Here is a 15,287-nt window from a genome sequence, read left to right as displayed (position 1 = left end):
CAGCTTCGAGTTGTCGGCGCAATCGCGCCGGCTAAGCGGATTCCGCGCTAGTCCCGGCGGGTAGCGCTCCTCCTCTCGAATTGAGCCAGCGCATTGCAGTCCGGATCGCCAAGCCGGCAGCAACCAAGACCAGACACCATAGATCGGCCTCTAGGCCGATGCCGTACGCTGCGAATGCGACAAACAGCAATGCGATCATGATTGTGAAGCGACTGCCCAAGGCAGGGTTCGACTTCCATGCCGCGAACGCGCCGACGCCATAAAGTGGCAGGATTCCCGCGGCAGAAAGCAGGATGATGAACGTATAAAGGTTTGCAGTGGCGCGGCTGCTGTTGGCTAGAAGCAGCAGGATGACCAGTCCCGCGACAACGACTTGGGCGACCACCGGAGTATTCGCGCCGCGCGTCTTGGTCATTACGGATGGTAGGTCTCCTCGCAAGGCCAGTGCGTAGGTCAGTTCGCCGGTGCCGAGGATCAGTCCATTGAGACAACCGAACGCGCTTATCGCAATCGCCAGCGCTGCCAGCGATGCCGCGACCATGCCCCAGCTGGAAGCGATGGCATCGGCGAACGGCGCGGGGGAACTCACAACCTTGTCGACTGGAAGGAGCATCTGAATGCTCGTTCCGGCCAAAAGATAGAGGAGCACGACGAAGAGGGTTCCCCCAAGGATGGCGCGCGGCAGGGTGCGCTCAGCGTTCCGAATTTTGCCCACGGGCGTCGTCGCGTTTTCAAATCCCGTCAGAGAATAGAAAGTGAGCGCGGTGGCCGTGGCGATGTTGGCAACTGTGATCGGGACAGGCGCGAGCTTTTCATAAGGCGTCCCGCTCAAGCCGCGCTCGCCGAACAGCCAGATCACGGCCAGTAGCGGCAGAATCTTGATCGCCACGGTCAAGATCGAGAGACCGCCGGCAGCACGCACGCCCATTGCGTTGACCACAGTCAGGCCGATGACAAACGCGATGGCGAGCGGGACGACCGAATTGCCCGTGCTGAACGGAGGGCCGAGAAACGAGAGCGCTGCCGATGCGCCGATCGCAACCGACGCAGCCGCGACCCAGTTCGAAAACCAGAATGACCATGCCACCACAAAGGCGACGGTCGGCCCAAATTCTCGTTCGATGTTGGCTTGAATCCCGTCACCGCCGAGGCGCGAGACCTGGGCGAGCGCGAAGGCAATACAAAAGATGCCGATTCCGCTGATGGCCCATGCGACCAGCACATTCGACCCAAGAGGGGCGATCGTGATGGGAAGCATGAAAATGCCCGCGCCGATGATGCCGCCAACAACGACAGCAGACGTCATCCAAATGCCCATGAGCGGTTTTTCGCTGTCGCTGGCCGTTCGTCTTCTCCCCGCAAGACTTGGCTTACGCGAACATCCGGCCTAGCGCGCCGCGATATTCCATACATGAACAGGGGCCTCGATGCGCGCTTTCATTTTTCCCGGGCAGGGCAGCCAGTCGGTCGGCATGGGCTCGGCGCTGGCCGGCGCGAGCCGTGCGGCCCGCGACGTGTTCGACGAAGTCGACGAAGCGCTCGGACAGAATCTTTTCCGCGTGATGCGCGAGGGTCCAGACGACGAGCTCAAGCTGACGGAAAATGCGCAGCCGGCGATCATGGCACATTCGATCGCCGTCTTGCGGACGATGGGCGTCGACCTTGCGAGCGTCGCGAACTTCGTCGCCGGTCACAGCCTGGGCGAATATTCGGCTTTGTGCGCGGCGCGTTCCTTCGACCTCGCAACCACGGCGAAGCTGCTCAAGCTGCGCGGCCAGGCGATGCAGCAGGCGGTTCCGGTCGGCCAGGGTGCGATGGCCGCGCTGCTAGGTGCGGACCTCGCGCTGGCACAAAAGATCGCGGATGCCGCGGCCGAGGGCGAAGTATGTGCGGTCGCCAATGATAACGACTCGTCGCAGGTGGTGATCTCCGGCCACAAAGGCGCGATCGACCGCGCAATCGAGATTGCCAAGGACATGGGCGCAAAGCGTGCTGTGTCGCTGCCTGTGTCGGCGCCATTCCATTGCCCGCTGATGCAGCCGGCGGCCGAAGCGATGCGCGACGCGCTCAGCAATGTGGTCGTGGCAGTTCCGTCGGTGCCACTCTATGCGAATGTCACCGCGCAATCCGAAACCGATCCTGACACCATCCGCAGCCAGCTGGTAGATCAGGTCACGGGCATGGTCCGCTGGCGCGAGAGCGTCGCAAACATGTTCGATGCGGGCGTGCACGAATTCGTCGAGGTAGGCGGCAAGGTGCTTGGCTCGATGGTCAAGCGGATCTCCCCCGAGGCAAAGGTAACAAGCGTGGTCACGATCGAAGACGTCGAAGCGCTGGCGAAGGAGATCGCATGATGTTCGACCTTTCGGGGATGACGGCTCTCGTCACCGGCGCATCGGGCGGTCTTGGCAGTGCGATCGCCAAGGCTCTAGCGGGGCAGGGCGCGCGGCTCGCCGTCTCAGGAAGCAATATCGAAAAGCTGGAAAGCTTTCGGGCCCGTCTCGGCGGCGATCATGTGGCTCTGCCGTGCAACCTGTCAGACGGTGCTGCGGTGGATCAGCTGGTGCCGCAGGCTGTGGAAGCGCTCGGCGGCAAGCTCGACATCCTGATCAATAATGCCGGAGTGACGCGCGACAACCTGCTGATGCGGATGAAGGACGATGAGTTCGAGGATGTCATCCGCATCAATCTCGAGGCTGCTTTCAGGCTGATCCGGGCGGCGGCGAAGCCCATGATGAAAGCCCGCTTCGGCCGGATCATCTCCATCACGTCGGTGGTTGGCGTGACGGGAAATCCCGGCCAAGCAAATTATGTGGCTTCGAAGGCGGGACTGATCGGAATGACGAAGTCGGTCGCGCAGGAGCTTGCGAGCCGCAACATCACCGCCAACGCGATCGCGCCCGGCTTCATGACGTCGGCAATGACCGATGCGCTCAATGAGCAGCAGCGCGGTAGCATCCTTTCCCGCATTCCGATGGGCGTCATGGGCAGCGGCGAAGATATTGGCGCTGCGTGCGTCTTCCTAGCGAGCCGGGAAGCCGGTTACGTCACCGGGCAGACCATCCACGTCAACGGTGGGATGGCCATGCCCTGATCGGGCGCGGCGAATGGCGAGCCAGAAGAGTAGGATCATCGTGACCGGGCTCAACGGCAGCGCCAATAATTGAGCCGCCGACCGCGCAACCCACGGCACGGCCCAAATGAACGCCAAGGCTGACTTTTCGTAGCTCAAGAACCCATCTCGGCTGGCATCGGCGTAAAGAAAGGCTGCGCCGACGCCGACGACCGCCATGTCATAGTCGAAAAGATAAGGCGTCGAGAGTGCGGCGCCCGCGCACACTACCGCTGCACGGACCGAAGGCTTCGCATTCCTGATCTGCCAGACACCCCAGATCCCAGCGAGAGCTCCAAGCCCCTGGATCACATATGCGAGATTGACGGGAATCCCCCACTGCCGAGCGGCCGCGAACAAGCTTGCGCTTTTGAAAAAGCCCGTGACGCCCTTCTCCATGATGTCCGCCTGGCCGAGGCTCAGGCTGTTGATGAAGGCGAGCCAGCTCTCCGGCCCCCAGAGAAGCAGGGACGCGACGATCAGCGCCAGCGCCGTGCAAACACCCCCCAGCAGCGCGCGCCAGCTTCTCGTGAACAGGATCAGAGGCGCGATCATGAGCGCCAGTTGAGGCTTGTATAGGAGTGCCCCGAAGAAACCTCCTCCTAGCGCGGGCCTCCGCTCGAGCCAGACGAGACCCGCGCCAAGGAGGGCGGCGGTCATGAATGCATTTTGCCCGCCGGCGAGCACCGTGGCGGTAAGCGGGGATGCGAGCGCGACAAGCAGCGCGCGATCGTCTGGGAGGATTGCACGGAGGATCAGCCCGATCGCCGCGACACTCAGCACTTGCCATACGAACAGCGCCGGGAGGTAGGGCAAAGAGGCGATCGGGGTGAAGACGAGAAGGACCACGGGCGGGTAGATCCAGGCGGTCGGAAACACGACGCCGTGAGTGGCTTCGACCGCAGCATTTAGCGCCGCAAGGTCCCACACGCGCACAGCGTCCCCCTCATTCGCGAGCCGGCCCCCATGCCAGAATGCGGTGAAGTCGGACCCTACTGGCGTGCCGAACCAATCGACGGTGCCGTTGCGGGCCAGCCACAGGAACAGGAGCATGCCGGCGCCGACCAATGCGCTGATCGTTGCAAACGCCCGCACGCGGTCCCGAGTGACCCAGCTTCCGGTAGCAAGGATTTCCACACGCAACTCCCGACGCACAACAACCGCAACCGAGCGGCAAAGCCCTTAGTCGGGCAATCCTTGTCGTTGCCTTAAGCGCACCTATATCGCCCATGAAATCAACATTTCGGCTGCCTTCGAAGGGGCCGAGTGGGGCTGAGGAAGAGGGAACAACATAATGGCCAAGGTCATCGGCATCGACTTGGGCACGACAAACAGCTGCGTCGCCGTCATGGAAGGCGGCAAGCCCAAGGTCATCGAGAATAGCGAAGGCGCGCGCACGACTCCGTCCACGGTGGCATTCACCAAGGACGGCGAGCGCCTTATCGGCCAGCCGGCGAAGCGTCAGGCGGTCACCAACCCCGACAACACCATCTTCGCCGTGAAGCGCTTGATCGGCCGCCGCTTCGACGATCCGATCACCAAGAAGGATACGGAGCTCGTCCCCTACAAGATCGTGAAGGGATCAAACGGCGACGCATGGGTCGAGGCTGGCGGAAAGGACTACAGCCCCTCGCAGATTTCCGCCTTCATCCTCCAAAAGATGAAGGAAACTGCCGAGGCCTATCTCGGCGAGACGGTGACCCAGGCGGTCATCACGGTTCCTGCTTATTTCAACGATGCCCAGCGCCAGGCGACCAAGGACGCCGGTCAGATCGCCGGCCTCGAAGTTCTTCGAATCATCAACGAGCCGACCGCCGCCGCGCTCGCCTATGGGCTGGAGAAGGAAGACGGCAAGACGATCGCGGTCTACGACCTTGGCGGCGGCACGTTCGACATCTCGGTCCTCGAGATCGGCGACGGCGTGTTCGAAGTGAAGTCGACCAACGGCGACACCTTCCTCGGCGGTGAGGATTTCGACGCCCGGATCGTCAACTGGCTCGCCGACAAGTTCAAGCAGAAGGAAAATATCGACCTTCGCACCGACCGGCTCGCGCTGCAGCGCCTGAAGGAAGCCGCGGAGAAGGCGAAAATCGAGCTCAGCTCTGCCGCGACGACCGAGATCAACCAGCCCTTCATCACGGCGCGCATGGAAGGCGGGACCACGACCCCGCTTCACCTGGTCGAGACGATCAGCCGCGCGGACCTCGAAAAGCTGGTCGGCGACCTGATCGAGCGGACCATCGAGCCCTGCAAGAAGGCGCTCAAGGATGCCGGTATCGACGCGAAAGACATCGCGGACGTCGTCCTCGTCGGCGGAATGACCCGTATGCCGCGCGTACGCGAGCGGGTGAAGGAATTCTTCGGCCGGGAACCGCATACGGGCGTCAATCCGGATGAGGTTGTCGCTATGGGCGCCGCCATCCAGGCCGGCGTGCTGCAGGGCGACGTCAAGGACGTGCTACTGCTAGACGTCACGCCCCTGTCGCTCGGTATCGAGACGCTCGGCGGCGTGTTCACGCGCATGATCGATCGGAACACGACGATCCCGACCAAGAAGAGCCAGGTGTTCTCGACCGCTGACGACAATCAGAATGCGGTCACCATCCGGGTCTTCCAGGGCGAGCGGGAAATGGCCGCCGACAACAAGATGCTCGGCCAATTCGACCTGGTCGGAATCCCTCCGGCGCCACGCGGCGTGCCTCAGATCGAAGTCACGTTCGACATCGACGCCAATGGCATCGTCAACGTGTCGGCAAAGGACAAGGGCACGGGCAAAGAGCAGCAAATCCGCATTCAGGCATCGGGTGGCCTGTCCGATTCCGACATCGACAATATGGTCAAGGAAGCTGAGCAGTTCGCCGAGGAGGACAAGAAGCGTCGCGCTTCAGCCGAAGCGAAGAACAACGCGGAGAGCCTGATCCACACGACCGAGAAGCAGCTGCAGGAGCACGGCGACAAGGTTGATGCGTCCATCAAGACGGAGATCGAGACGGCGCTTTCGGAAGCGAAGGCTGCGGTTGAGAGCAACGATCCCGATCAGATGACGGAGAAGACCAACGCGCTCACTCAAGCGGCGATGAAGCTCGGGGAAGCCATGTATAAGGCTCAGCAGGCTGAAACCGAGGGTGCCGCTGGCGCTGAGGGCGGCTCGTCAGACGCAGCGGAAGAGACGCCCGGACAGGAAGACGTCGTAGATGCCGAGTTCTCCGAGGTCGACGAAGAGAACAAGGGCTGATGCTCTGGCGGCGCCGGTACTTCGAAGGGGTCCGGCGCCGCGAGTTGCGTAGCGGGGAGGCGTGATGGTCGAGCAGGACTATTACGAATTGCTGGGTGTTCCGCGCGGCGCGGACGATGCAGCGATCAAGGCTGCCTATCGGAAGATGGCGAAGGAGTGCCATCCCGATCGTCATGGGGGCTGTCCGGACCAGGAAGCCCGCTTCAAGGCGGTCAGCGAAGCTTATGACGTCCTGAAGGATCCGCAGAAGCGCGCCGCCTACGATCGCTTCGGCAAGGATGCGTTCCGCAACGGCGGCGGGCACGATCCTTTCGCTGAAGGCGGTTTCAATGGCTTTTCCGACATCTTCTCGACGATTTTCGGCGAGTTCATGGACCCGCGTGGTCAGCGGCAGAACGCTGCGCGGGGCGCGGACCTTCGCTACGACCTGGAGCTGACTCTCGAACAGGCGTTCGGCGGGACCGAAAAGACAATCACAATCGAAGCGCTCGCGACTTGCGAGACGTGCGACGGCCGCGGCTGCACGCGGCTCGACCGCTGCGCGAACACCTGTCAGACTTGCAATGGCGCCGGCAAAGTGCGGGCGCAGCAGGGCTTCTTCGTCGTCGAACGCGGCTGTCCCACCTGCCGCGGCAGCGGCGAAGTGATCACCGATCCGTGCCGGACCTGCCATGGGGAGGGCCGCGCTCTCACACAGCGAAAGCTGTCCGTGAAAATCCCTGCAGGCGTGGATGAAGGCACGCGCATCCGCGTCACCGGCGAAGGCGAGGCCGGCGTTCGAGGCGCTGCGCGCGGCGACCTTTACATTTTCGTGCACATGAAGCGGCATCCGCTCTACGAGCGCGATGGGACCACGCTTGTTGCGGAATGCCCCATCAGCTTCACGACTGCGGCGTTAGGCGGCGCAATCAATCTCCCCGGCATCGATGGGCAAAAGGTCGAGATCAAAATTCCCAGTGGGATACAGTCAGGCGAGCAGCTGCGGCATCGCGGCGGCGGCATGAGCATTCTCAACGGCCGCGGCCGTGGCGACCTCGTCGCTCGCATTCTTGTCGAGACGCCTACGCGCATGAGCGCGAAGCAAAAGAAGCTTCTCGAAGAGTTCCGCGAAACCGAAACCGGTGACGAATGCCCAGCCGCCAAAGGGTTCTTCACCCGTGTGCGGGACATGTTCGGCGGCTGATCAGCCGTTATTCAGAGCGTCGATCCTGAGCGTCATGGCGAACATCTGCGCAAGCAGCTCGGCCGCGGCATGAACCTCGAAATTTACGGGCCGGGGCGACCGGCTTTCGCAGACGAACTCTCCAGACTCGCCGTCGCAAGTGAAGGGCACCCGCAGGACCGCCCGCACGCCGCTATCCGCCAATCGCTTCGCCTGATCTTGTGTCAGCCCGCGCAAGAGCGCTTCCTCGGCGGAGCTTTCTTCTGCATCGCGCGGAAAAACGCCGACACTTCCGGCAGATGCATCCGAGACGATCGTGGGTAAACCGTCGATATCGTGCGAGCCCATTTGAAGCGCACCCCGGCTGCTCTCGATCCGCTCTCCGCCAAGGGTCAAGGTGACACGATCATAACCGGTGAGCGCACGCATCCTGCGTGCACCGCCTTCCAGCAACGCATCTCCGCTGGTCCCTTCAAGACCGGCGATCAGGCCCCCGACCGTGCCGAAGGCTTCACCAACGCCCTGCCGGGCGCTCGGCACTGCTTCCAGCAGGACCCGTCCATGGGCCAAATGGAATGCGATATCGAACAGGTCGGGATCATTGGTGAGACGCACGCGATACGCACGCGCGATCCCCGTCGTCCCGCTTAGTCGCGAGAACAGATTGCGCAGATCGTGGAGCGGTTCAGCTTGGACGAACCGTCCGAGCGGCTCGTCGACCAAGGTAACGTGGGATTCGCCGAGAAGATGATGCGCGTTTTCGGACGCCCGCAACACGATCCAGTCGAGCGAGAGTTCCAGCAGATACGCCCCTGATTGAATGCCCGGCATCTCGGCAGCGACGCTATCCGTTGTCTGATCCAAGCGCATGTCGTGAATAGTTTCCATCGGCCCCCGGACTCCGATCCGCTCAAACCATAGCGGGGGGAACCAAGCGCCGCACCTCAAAATTGCTTCGCACCGAAGCGTTTAAGCGTGCGTGCCGAGCACCCGGTCGAAAATCGTATCAACGTGCTTCAGATGATAATCGAGGTTGAACAGGGCGCTGAGATCGTCGTCGGTCAACCGGCCTGAAACATCCGGATCAGCCTTGAGCAGGTCGAGAAGCGAAAGCTGCCCGTCCGATTCCCAGACCTTCATCGCGTTGCGCTGGACGAGCGCATAACTTTCCTCGCGGCTGAGACCGGCCTGGGTCAGTGCAAGGAGAACGCGCTGCGAATGGACAAGCCCGCCCATCCGGTCGAGATTTTTCTGCATGCGCTCCGGATAGACGACCAGCTTGTCGACGACGGCGGTTAGCCTTGCCAGCGCAAAATCGAGGGTGATCGTTGCGTCGGGGCCGATGAAGCGCTCGACCGACGAGTGCGAGATATCGCGCTCGTGCCACAGCGCCACATCTTCCATCGCCGGCGTGATCGCAGATCGCACCACGCGCGCGAGACCCGTTAGATTCTCGGTCAACACCGGATTGCGCTTGTGGGGCATCGCCGAGCTGCCTTTTTGGCCAGGCGAGAAATATTCTTCTGCCTCGAGAACTTCGGTCCGCTGAAGGTGGCGGATTTCCGTCGCCAAGCGCTCGATCGAGGAAGCAATCACCCCAAGGGTGGCAAAGAACATGGCGTGACGGTCGCGCGGGATAACTTGGGTCGAGACTGGCTCGGGCGTGAGGCCGAGTTCAGCCGCGACATGCTCCTCAACACGCGGATCGATGTTCGCAAAAGTGCCGACCGCGCCTGAAATGGCGCAGGTCGCGATCTGCTCCCGTGCCGCCGCCAGCCGCTCGCGGTTGCGTGCGAACTCGGCATAGGCCTGGACGAGCTTGAGGCCGAATGTGACGGGCTCTGCATGAATGCCGTGGCTTCGGCCGATCGTCGGAGTGAGTTTATGCTCTAGTGCACGGCGCTTTAGAACTTTCAGCAGTTCGTCGAGGTCGCGGATCAGCAGATCGGCCGCCTGTTTCAGCTGAACCGCCAGCGCCGTGTCGAGCACGTCTGAGCTGGTCATGCCTTGGTGAAGCCAGCGCTTCTCGGGTCCCAGCTTCTCGCCGGCCCAGGTCAGGAAGGCGATGACGTCATGCTTGGTCACAGCCTCGATGGCATCGATCGCATCGATATCGATCTCGCCCAGCGCATCGCGATCGTAAGCGCCGCGGATCGTCTTCGCGTCCTCAGCGGGGATCATTCCTATCTTGCCCATCGCTTCTGCGGCGAAGACTTCGATCTGCCACCAGATGCGATAGCGATTTTCGGCGGCCCAGATGGCCGTCATCTCAGGGCGTGAATAACGGGGAACCATGGCCGGGGCGGCTAGCAGAGCCGTCGCGATGCTTCAAATCAGCCCCATCGCACGCAAGCTGGTGCGGCCTTGAGCACCGACAATGACGTGGTCGTGAACAACGATCTTCATGTGGCGTCCCGCTTCAACGAGATCGCGCGTCAGACGAATGTCCTGCTGGGATGGACTGGGATCGCCGCTCGGGTGATTGTGGACAATGATCAGCGCGGTAGCGCCGAGCGCAATTGCTCGCGCCATGACCTCACGGACGTGGACCGATGCTTCGTCGACGGAGCCGTCCCACAAGGCTTCATTCGCGATCAGCATGTTCTTCGCATTGAGGAAGAGCACCCGAACCTGCTCGACGCGGGAGTAAGCCATGACAGCGTGCAGGTAATCGCCAAGCGCCTCCCAGCTCGACAGCACCGGCTGTCCCTGGATGCGCGCCTCAAGCAACCGCAAAGCCGTCGCCTCCGCAATCTTGAGCGCTGCGATCGTGGGATCCGTGATGCCTTCGCGCCTAAGGGTTTCGACGCTCGCGCCCAGCAAGGCGCCAATTCCTCCGAAATCGTCGATTAGCCGTTTCGCGAGTGGTTTGGTGTCGACCCGCAGAATGGTCAGCCCAAGAAGATACTCAATAAGCTCGTAGTCGTGGAAACCGGCCGGCCCCGTATCGAGCAGCCGCTTTCGCAGGCGTGCTCGATGTCCAAGTCCGTCTCGATCATCACTTTTGGTGGCAAGCTCGTCCAATGCCGCTCCTTTTTGGCGACCATCCGAGCACGCTCACTCAACCACAGCATCCCACCCACTTGCAACTGCGCGATCATGCCGCTTCTGGAACGGTCGTGGCTGGCATGGGTTAGTAACCGCCGATGGCGGAGGCAGAAAGCGCGCAGCAGATGACCGTGATTCGGCGACGCCCCTTCGGGCGTATCGCCGGAATAATCGCGCTCGGCTTCCTCCTGTTGCTCGTTGTCGTGATCGCACTGGTCTGGATCCAGCGGCGCCCGATCGCCACAGAGTTCCTGAAACGAGAGTTCGAGCGCCGGGGTGTCACGGCCAATTATCATCTCGACCGGGTCGGGTTCCGGACTCAGCAAGTCAGCAATCTCGTGATCGGCGACCCGAAACGGCCAGACCTCGTCGCGCGCTATGCGCAGATCCAGATGCGGCTGAAGTGGAACGGCGGCTTTGAGGTCTACCGGGTGGTGGCCCGCGGAGTCAGGCTGCGAGGCAGGCTCGTGAACGGCCGCGTCACTTGGGGCCAGGTGGACAAGCTTCTTCCGCCTCCAAGCAACAAGCCGTTCGAGCTTCCGAACGTCGCTCTCGACATCGCCGATAGCAGCATTGCGCTTGCGACCCCATTCGGGCCCGTTGGCGTTGCGCTTGAAGGGAACGGCATGCTCAGCGGCGGCTTTAAGGGACGCGCTGCGCTTCGCAGCCCGCGCCTGGTTCCGGGCCGCTGCGCGGCAACCGCGCTCAGCGCCAATCTCGCGGTCGCGGTCGTGGCCCGCCGGCCCCACGTCGAAGGACCCGTCGTCCTTGACCGCTTCGCCTGTCCGGCAAGTCGTTTCGAAGCCATTGCGCCGCACTTCGACGCCGATGCCAGCTTCAATGAGTCATTCACAAGCGTGAATGGCCGCGGCCGCATGGCGATCCAGTCCCTTGTCGCCGGAGCCAACGGCCTCGCAGCCTTCGTCGGCGATCTCACTTACGGTGGTTCGCTCGCAAAAGTGGACGGGACGGTCCGCCTGTCGGCACAAAGGTCCAGGCTAGGGACCATCTACGCCGACCGCACACGCCTGGAAGGCGATTATCACCTCGGTCTGCAGAAGGGCACTTTCGCACTCATCGGCGACTACGCGGCCGATAGCGCCAAGCTCGATCCCTCGATGCTCGCGGGCGTCACCCAGCCGCTTGCGGCTGCCGCAGGCACGCCGCTGGGTCCGATTGCCGGTGCAATCGGCAACGCCATCCGGCGGACGGCGTATAATTTCGACGCGGCCGGCGAGATCCGGATCGTGAACTTCCCAGGGGGCGGGGCAGCGCGGATCCAAAGTACGGACATACGCGCTCCGTCGGGAGCTCGCGCGCGCGTTTCCGGAGGCACCGGGGTGACTTATTACTGGCCCGCTTCCGCGCTGCGCATTGACGGGAACATAGAGATGGCCGGCGGAGGCCTGCCGACCGGACGCGTGAGCTTACGGCAGCCGCGCATCGGCGCACCGATGAGTGGTGTTGCAGAGCTGGCCCCATATACGGTCGGCGGTTCGCGGCTCGCCATGACCCCGATCCGCTTCGGTCCTGGGCCCGGGGGAACCACCGCGATCAGCACATCGGCTCAACTTGACGGGCCGTTCCCGGACGGGCGCGTTCAGGCGCTTCGCGTGCCGATCCAGGGACGCATCGGTCGTGGAGGAAGCTTCGCGTTCGGCACTTCGTGCGCCGTAGTCAGCTGGAATTATCTGCAGTTGAGCGCCTTGCAGCTAGGCGCTGCGCGTCTCCCAGTCTGTCCTGCGGGTTCCGCGATCATCTCCAAGTCGCCAGGCGGCGGCGGCCAGGCAAATGCGCGCGTGAACGCAACCGTCCTTAACGGTCGCCTGGGATCATCTCCATTGCGGGTTTCGTCCACGGGCGGGCGGCTGACTGGCGAGAGCTTCGCGTTCAACCAAGTTGGGCTGCGGCTCGGCCGATCAGAATCTCCGATCGTTTTCGACGCGTCGCGGCTTACGGGCAGTTTCGCCGGCGGTGGAACGGGCGGCAAGTTCAGCGGTGCTCGCGCGACCATCGGCAGCGTTCCTCTCCTTCTGAGCGAGGCGAGCGGCGATTGGCGCGTTCGAAACGGCGGTCTGCTCGTCACCGGTGGAATGATGGTGTCGGATCGCGCAGAGAGTCCCCCGCGCTTTTATCCGCTGCGCAGCGACAATGTGAAACTGACCGTAGGCGGCGATTATGTCCGAGCAACGGGAGCGCTCCGTCATCCCGCCTCAGGCACATTGGTCACCGACGTGTCGATCGAACATCGCCTTTCGACCGGCGTCGGGCATGCAAACCTCGACGTGCCAGGAATCCAATTCGGTCCCGAGCTCCAGCCACAGGAACTGACGCACCTTACGGAAGGCATTCTCGCCCTCGTCATGGGCACCGTCAGTGGCCAGGGGCGGATCGACTGGGCCGGTCAGAAAGTGACTTCGACCGGCGATTTCTCCATCGCAAACATGGACTTGGCCGCACCATTTGGTCCCGTCACCGGGCTGTCGACCAATATCCACTTCACCGACTTGCTCGCGATGGCGACCGCGCCCGGGCAGACGGCTACGATCGCGTCGGTCAACCCCGGCATCCTCGTCGAGAATGGGGTGATCCGCTACCAGATCCTTCCCAATCAGCTGGTGAAGATCGAACGCGGGGAGTGGCCGTTCATGGGCGGCCGACTCATCCTGCACGAAACGGTGCTTAATTTTGCTCGTCCGACCGCCAAGCGACTGACGTTTGAAGTCGTCGGCCTCGATGCGAAAGTATTCGTCGAAACCCTGGGCTTCCAGGAGCTGAATGCCACCGGCGTTTTCGACGGTGTGCTCCCGATGATCTTCGATGAAAACGGAGGGCGCATTGTCGGAGGGCGCCTGGATTCGCGACCGGGCGGAGGCTCGCTCGCCTACAATGGGGTGGTCAACAAGGCGAACCTCGGGATGATGGGCGGGATCGCCTTCGATGCCCTTCGTGACCTGCGCTTCAAGTCGATGGTCGTTCGTCTGGACGGCGACCTCGCCGGCGAGTTCGCTGCGCGCCTGTCGATCGACGGCGTCGGCCTGGGGCAGACCAGCACGCAGCGGATCATCCGTGGCCTGCTCGCCAAGATTCCGCTGAAGATGAATGTGAACATCACCGGGCCGTTCCGCGCGCTGATTGCGACGGCCAAGGCATTCCGCGATCCACGGCAGGTCATCAGCGACGTATTGCCGCGCCCGCTGGACGACGTGCCCGGCATCGTCACCGAAGTTCGCCGCGTCGAGGAACAGCACAGCCAGACGCAAACTCCGCCTGACCAGCAGGTCAATGTCGCTCCACCCCCAACCGAGAGATGAAGACATGACGCGCACCCCAACCATCCGACTTGTCGCCGCGGCGGCGCTTGCAACGCCGCTCGGTGGCTGCATCTCCGTGAGCCCGCCCGACAAGCCGATCGAGATCAACCTCAACGTGACCATTCGGCAGGAAGTGCTGGTACGGCTGCAGCGCGACGTTGAGCAGCTGATCAACCAGAATCCGCAGGCCTTTCCTCAAACCCCACCGAAGCAGTGATGAAGCGACTCTTCCTTATGGCGGCAATATTGCTTGCGTCGGGAGCCGCGGCGCAAACGCCTGCCGTGGATGCTGCGCGCGCCACAGGCGCCGTCGGCGAGCGATACGACGGTTATCTGGGGGTAGCTGCGCCGGTCTCGTCCGCAGTGCGAAGCCAGGTGGCGTCCATCAATATCCAGCGCCGGAAGCTCTACAGCAACCTGGCGACGAGCAAGGGTGCGAGCCCAGAGGATGTCGGAATCACGGCCGGTTGCCAGCTCCTCGCGCGGGTGGGCGTGGGGCAGGCCTATATGCTGGCGGACGGTGCATGGAGGCGCCGCGCGGCGGGGCAGGCCGCTACCGTCCCCGACTATTGTCGCTGAGGCTCGTATGAAGATCGGTAGACCGGCTTGATCGCCGCCATTAGCTGCCGCGTCATGGGAAGCTCGAGAACATATTCGCCTTCGGCATAGGGTCCCGCGGTGTAGGGCGAGGCGGTGAAACGAATGATGTCGAAGCGGCCGTCCTTATCGCTGTCCGCCGGAGCAATCGCTAGGTCGGAGAAAGGCGGGCATTTGTCGAATTCACCGCCCAGCTTCTCGCCTTCGCGGCGCTTCAGCCGCTCGGCGTCCAGCTTCTTGCAATAAGCCGTTCGGGTGAGCGTGGCGAAAGCGCCTGGCTGTAGGAACTGATCGCCGAACTTGATCTCGCGGCGCAGCCGACGGTCCCACAGCAACGCGCCGTAAACGGCATTCGGATGCGCGCCGCCGGTGAAGACTCCCAGGCCGCTCTCCAGGGACAATAGGCTCGCGCTTTGCCCCGAGGTCGTCCAGTTCATTGAGTAAAAGTGGGGATTGAAGTCGCGCTTCTGTTCTTCCGCCAGCTTCTGATCATCGCGCGCGTCGGCGCTCGCGCGTCGAAACGCTCGGTCGAGATCGCCCCGGAAGCGTTTGCTCAGAGCAGGGATGGCGGCCGCTTCCGCGGGCCATTCGTAGCTGAACTCCAGGGCCTTGCTGTTGCGCTCCACCTTCGCGGGCGCAGCAAGGCTGGTTGCTGAAACCATCGCCACAAGCAGTATCCAGGCGACCCGCCGCATGCCGCAGGTTTATAATCTATGCTCGCGGTTGACTATCCTCGGCCCCGTTCATAAAGGGTCCGCGCCTTGGCGGGCTGGTTCGCCGCCATGTTCTTCGCCCATGCCCGACCCCACTTTCAAGGCG

The 15,287-nt window shown here is 62.8% G+C and carries 13 protein-coding genes; 7 read left to right on the top strand and 6 right to left on the bottom strand.

What is annotated here, in order from left to right; all coding sequences use genetic code 11:
* Positions 1 to 31: 31 nt before the first annotated feature.
* A complete protein-coding gene (locus LZ538_RS01095; protein WP_249830157.1) occupies positions 32 to 1,306 on the bottom strand; it encodes an APC family permease in 1,275 nt (424 codons plus the stop codon).
* Positions 1,307 to 1,427: 121 nt separating this feature from the next.
* Between LZ538_RS01095 and fabD the strand changes: the two genes are divergently transcribed.
* Both fabD and fabG read left to right on the top strand, forming a co-directional pair.
* Positions 1,428 to 2,354 (top strand): ACP S-malonyltransferase, encoded by a 927-nt coding sequence (gene fabD, locus LZ538_RS01090; protein WP_249830156.1) that lies wholly within the window; start codon positions 1,428 to 1,430, stop codon positions 2,352 to 2,354.
* Positions 2,354 to 3,094, top strand: a complete 741-nt coding sequence (fabG, locus tag LZ538_RS01085) for a 3-oxoacyl-[acyl-carrier-protein] reductase (protein WP_249830811.1) — start codon at positions 2,354 to 2,356, stop codon at positions 3,092 to 3,094. The genes fabD and fabG overlap by 1 nt, the downstream gene beginning before the upstream one ends.
* On the opposite strand, the gene LZ538_RS01080 is transcribed toward fabG, so the two are convergent.
* Entirely contained in the window at positions 3,023 to 4,249 is a 1,227-nt protein-coding gene (locus tag LZ538_RS01080; RefSeq protein WP_249830155.1) for a glycosyltransferase family 87 protein, read from the bottom strand. The two genes, fabG and LZ538_RS01080, sit on opposite strands and share 72 nt — an antisense overlap.
* 157 nt (positions 4,250 to 4,406) lie before the next feature.
* Here LZ538_RS01080 and dnaK point away from each other — a divergent pair, with 157 nt between their 5' ends.
* Positions 4,407 to 6,347, top strand: coding sequence for a molecular chaperone DnaK (dnaK, locus tag LZ538_RS01075; RefSeq protein WP_249830154.1), 1,941 nt, complete (start codon positions 4,407 to 4,409; stop codon positions 6,345 to 6,347).
* A 61-nt stretch (positions 6,348 to 6,408) separates the two neighbouring features.
* A complete protein-coding gene (dnaJ, locus tag LZ538_RS01070) occupies positions 6,409 to 7,530 on the top strand; it encodes a molecular chaperone DnaJ (protein WP_249830153.1) in 1,122 nt (373 codons plus the stop codon).
* Here dnaJ and LZ538_RS01065 read toward each other — a convergent pair whose 3' ends face one another.
* The 3 genes from LZ538_RS01065 to radC all read right to left on the bottom strand — a co-directional run bounded on the left by LZ538_RS01065 (position 7,531) and on the right by radC (position 10,533).
* Positions 7,531 to 8,397: a phytochrome family protein gene (locus tag LZ538_RS01065; protein WP_249830152.1), complete on the bottom strand. Its 867-nt coding sequence runs from the start codon at positions 8,395 to 8,397 to the stop codon at positions 7,531 to 7,533.
* 81 nt (positions 8,398 to 8,478) lie between these two features.
* A complete protein-coding gene (gene purB, locus LZ538_RS01060) occupies positions 8,479 to 9,804 on the bottom strand; it encodes an adenylosuccinate lyase (protein ID WP_249830151.1) in 1,326 nt (441 codons plus the stop codon).
* Positions 9,805 to 9,837: 33 nt separating this feature from the next.
* Positions 9,838 to 10,533, bottom strand: a complete 696-nt coding sequence (gene radC / locus LZ538_RS01055; RefSeq protein ID WP_249830150.1) for a RadC family protein — start codon at positions 10,531 to 10,533, stop codon at positions 9,838 to 9,840.
* Positions 10,534 to 10,682: 149 nt separating this feature from the next.
* Between radC and LZ538_RS01050 the strand changes: the two genes are divergently transcribed.
* The 3 genes from LZ538_RS01050 to LZ538_RS01040 are packed head-to-tail and all read left to right on the top strand — an operon-like array spanning position 10,683 to position 14,450.
* Positions 10,683 to 13,871 (top strand): intermembrane phospholipid transport protein YdbH family protein, encoded by a 3,189-nt coding sequence (locus LZ538_RS01050; protein WP_249830149.1) that lies wholly within the window; start codon positions 10,683 to 10,685, stop codon positions 13,869 to 13,871.
* Positions 13,872 to 13,875: 4 nt separating this feature from the next.
* Entirely contained in the window at positions 13,876 to 14,088 is a 213-nt protein-coding gene (locus LZ538_RS01045; protein ID WP_249830148.1) for a YnbE family lipoprotein, read from the top strand.
* Positions 14,088 to 14,450 carry a YdbL family probable chaperone protein gene (locus LZ538_RS01040; RefSeq protein WP_249830147.1) on the top strand — a complete coding sequence of 121 codons (363 nt, stop codon included), beginning with the start codon at positions 14,088 to 14,090 and terminating at the stop codon, positions 14,448 to 14,450. Before LZ538_RS01045 ends, LZ538_RS01040 begins: the two co-directional genes overlap by 1 nt.
* Here the strand turns inward: LZ538_RS01040 and LZ538_RS01035 are convergent.
* Entirely contained in the window at positions 14,438 to 15,163 is a 726-nt protein-coding gene (locus LZ538_RS01035) for a PdaC/SigV domain-containing protein (protein ID WP_249830146.1), read from the bottom strand. The genes LZ538_RS01040 and LZ538_RS01035 overlap by 13 nt on opposite strands.
* Between the last annotated feature and the right edge of the window lie 124 nt (positions 15,164 to 15,287).

This window comes from Sphingomonas hankyongi, from assembly GCF_023516575.1.
GTDB lineage: Bacteria > Pseudomonadota > Alphaproteobacteria > Sphingomonadales > Sphingomonadaceae > Sphingomicrobium > Sphingomicrobium hankyongi.
Note: the sequence above shows the minus strand (reverse complement) of the source record. Positions and strands in the feature narration are given on the sequence as shown.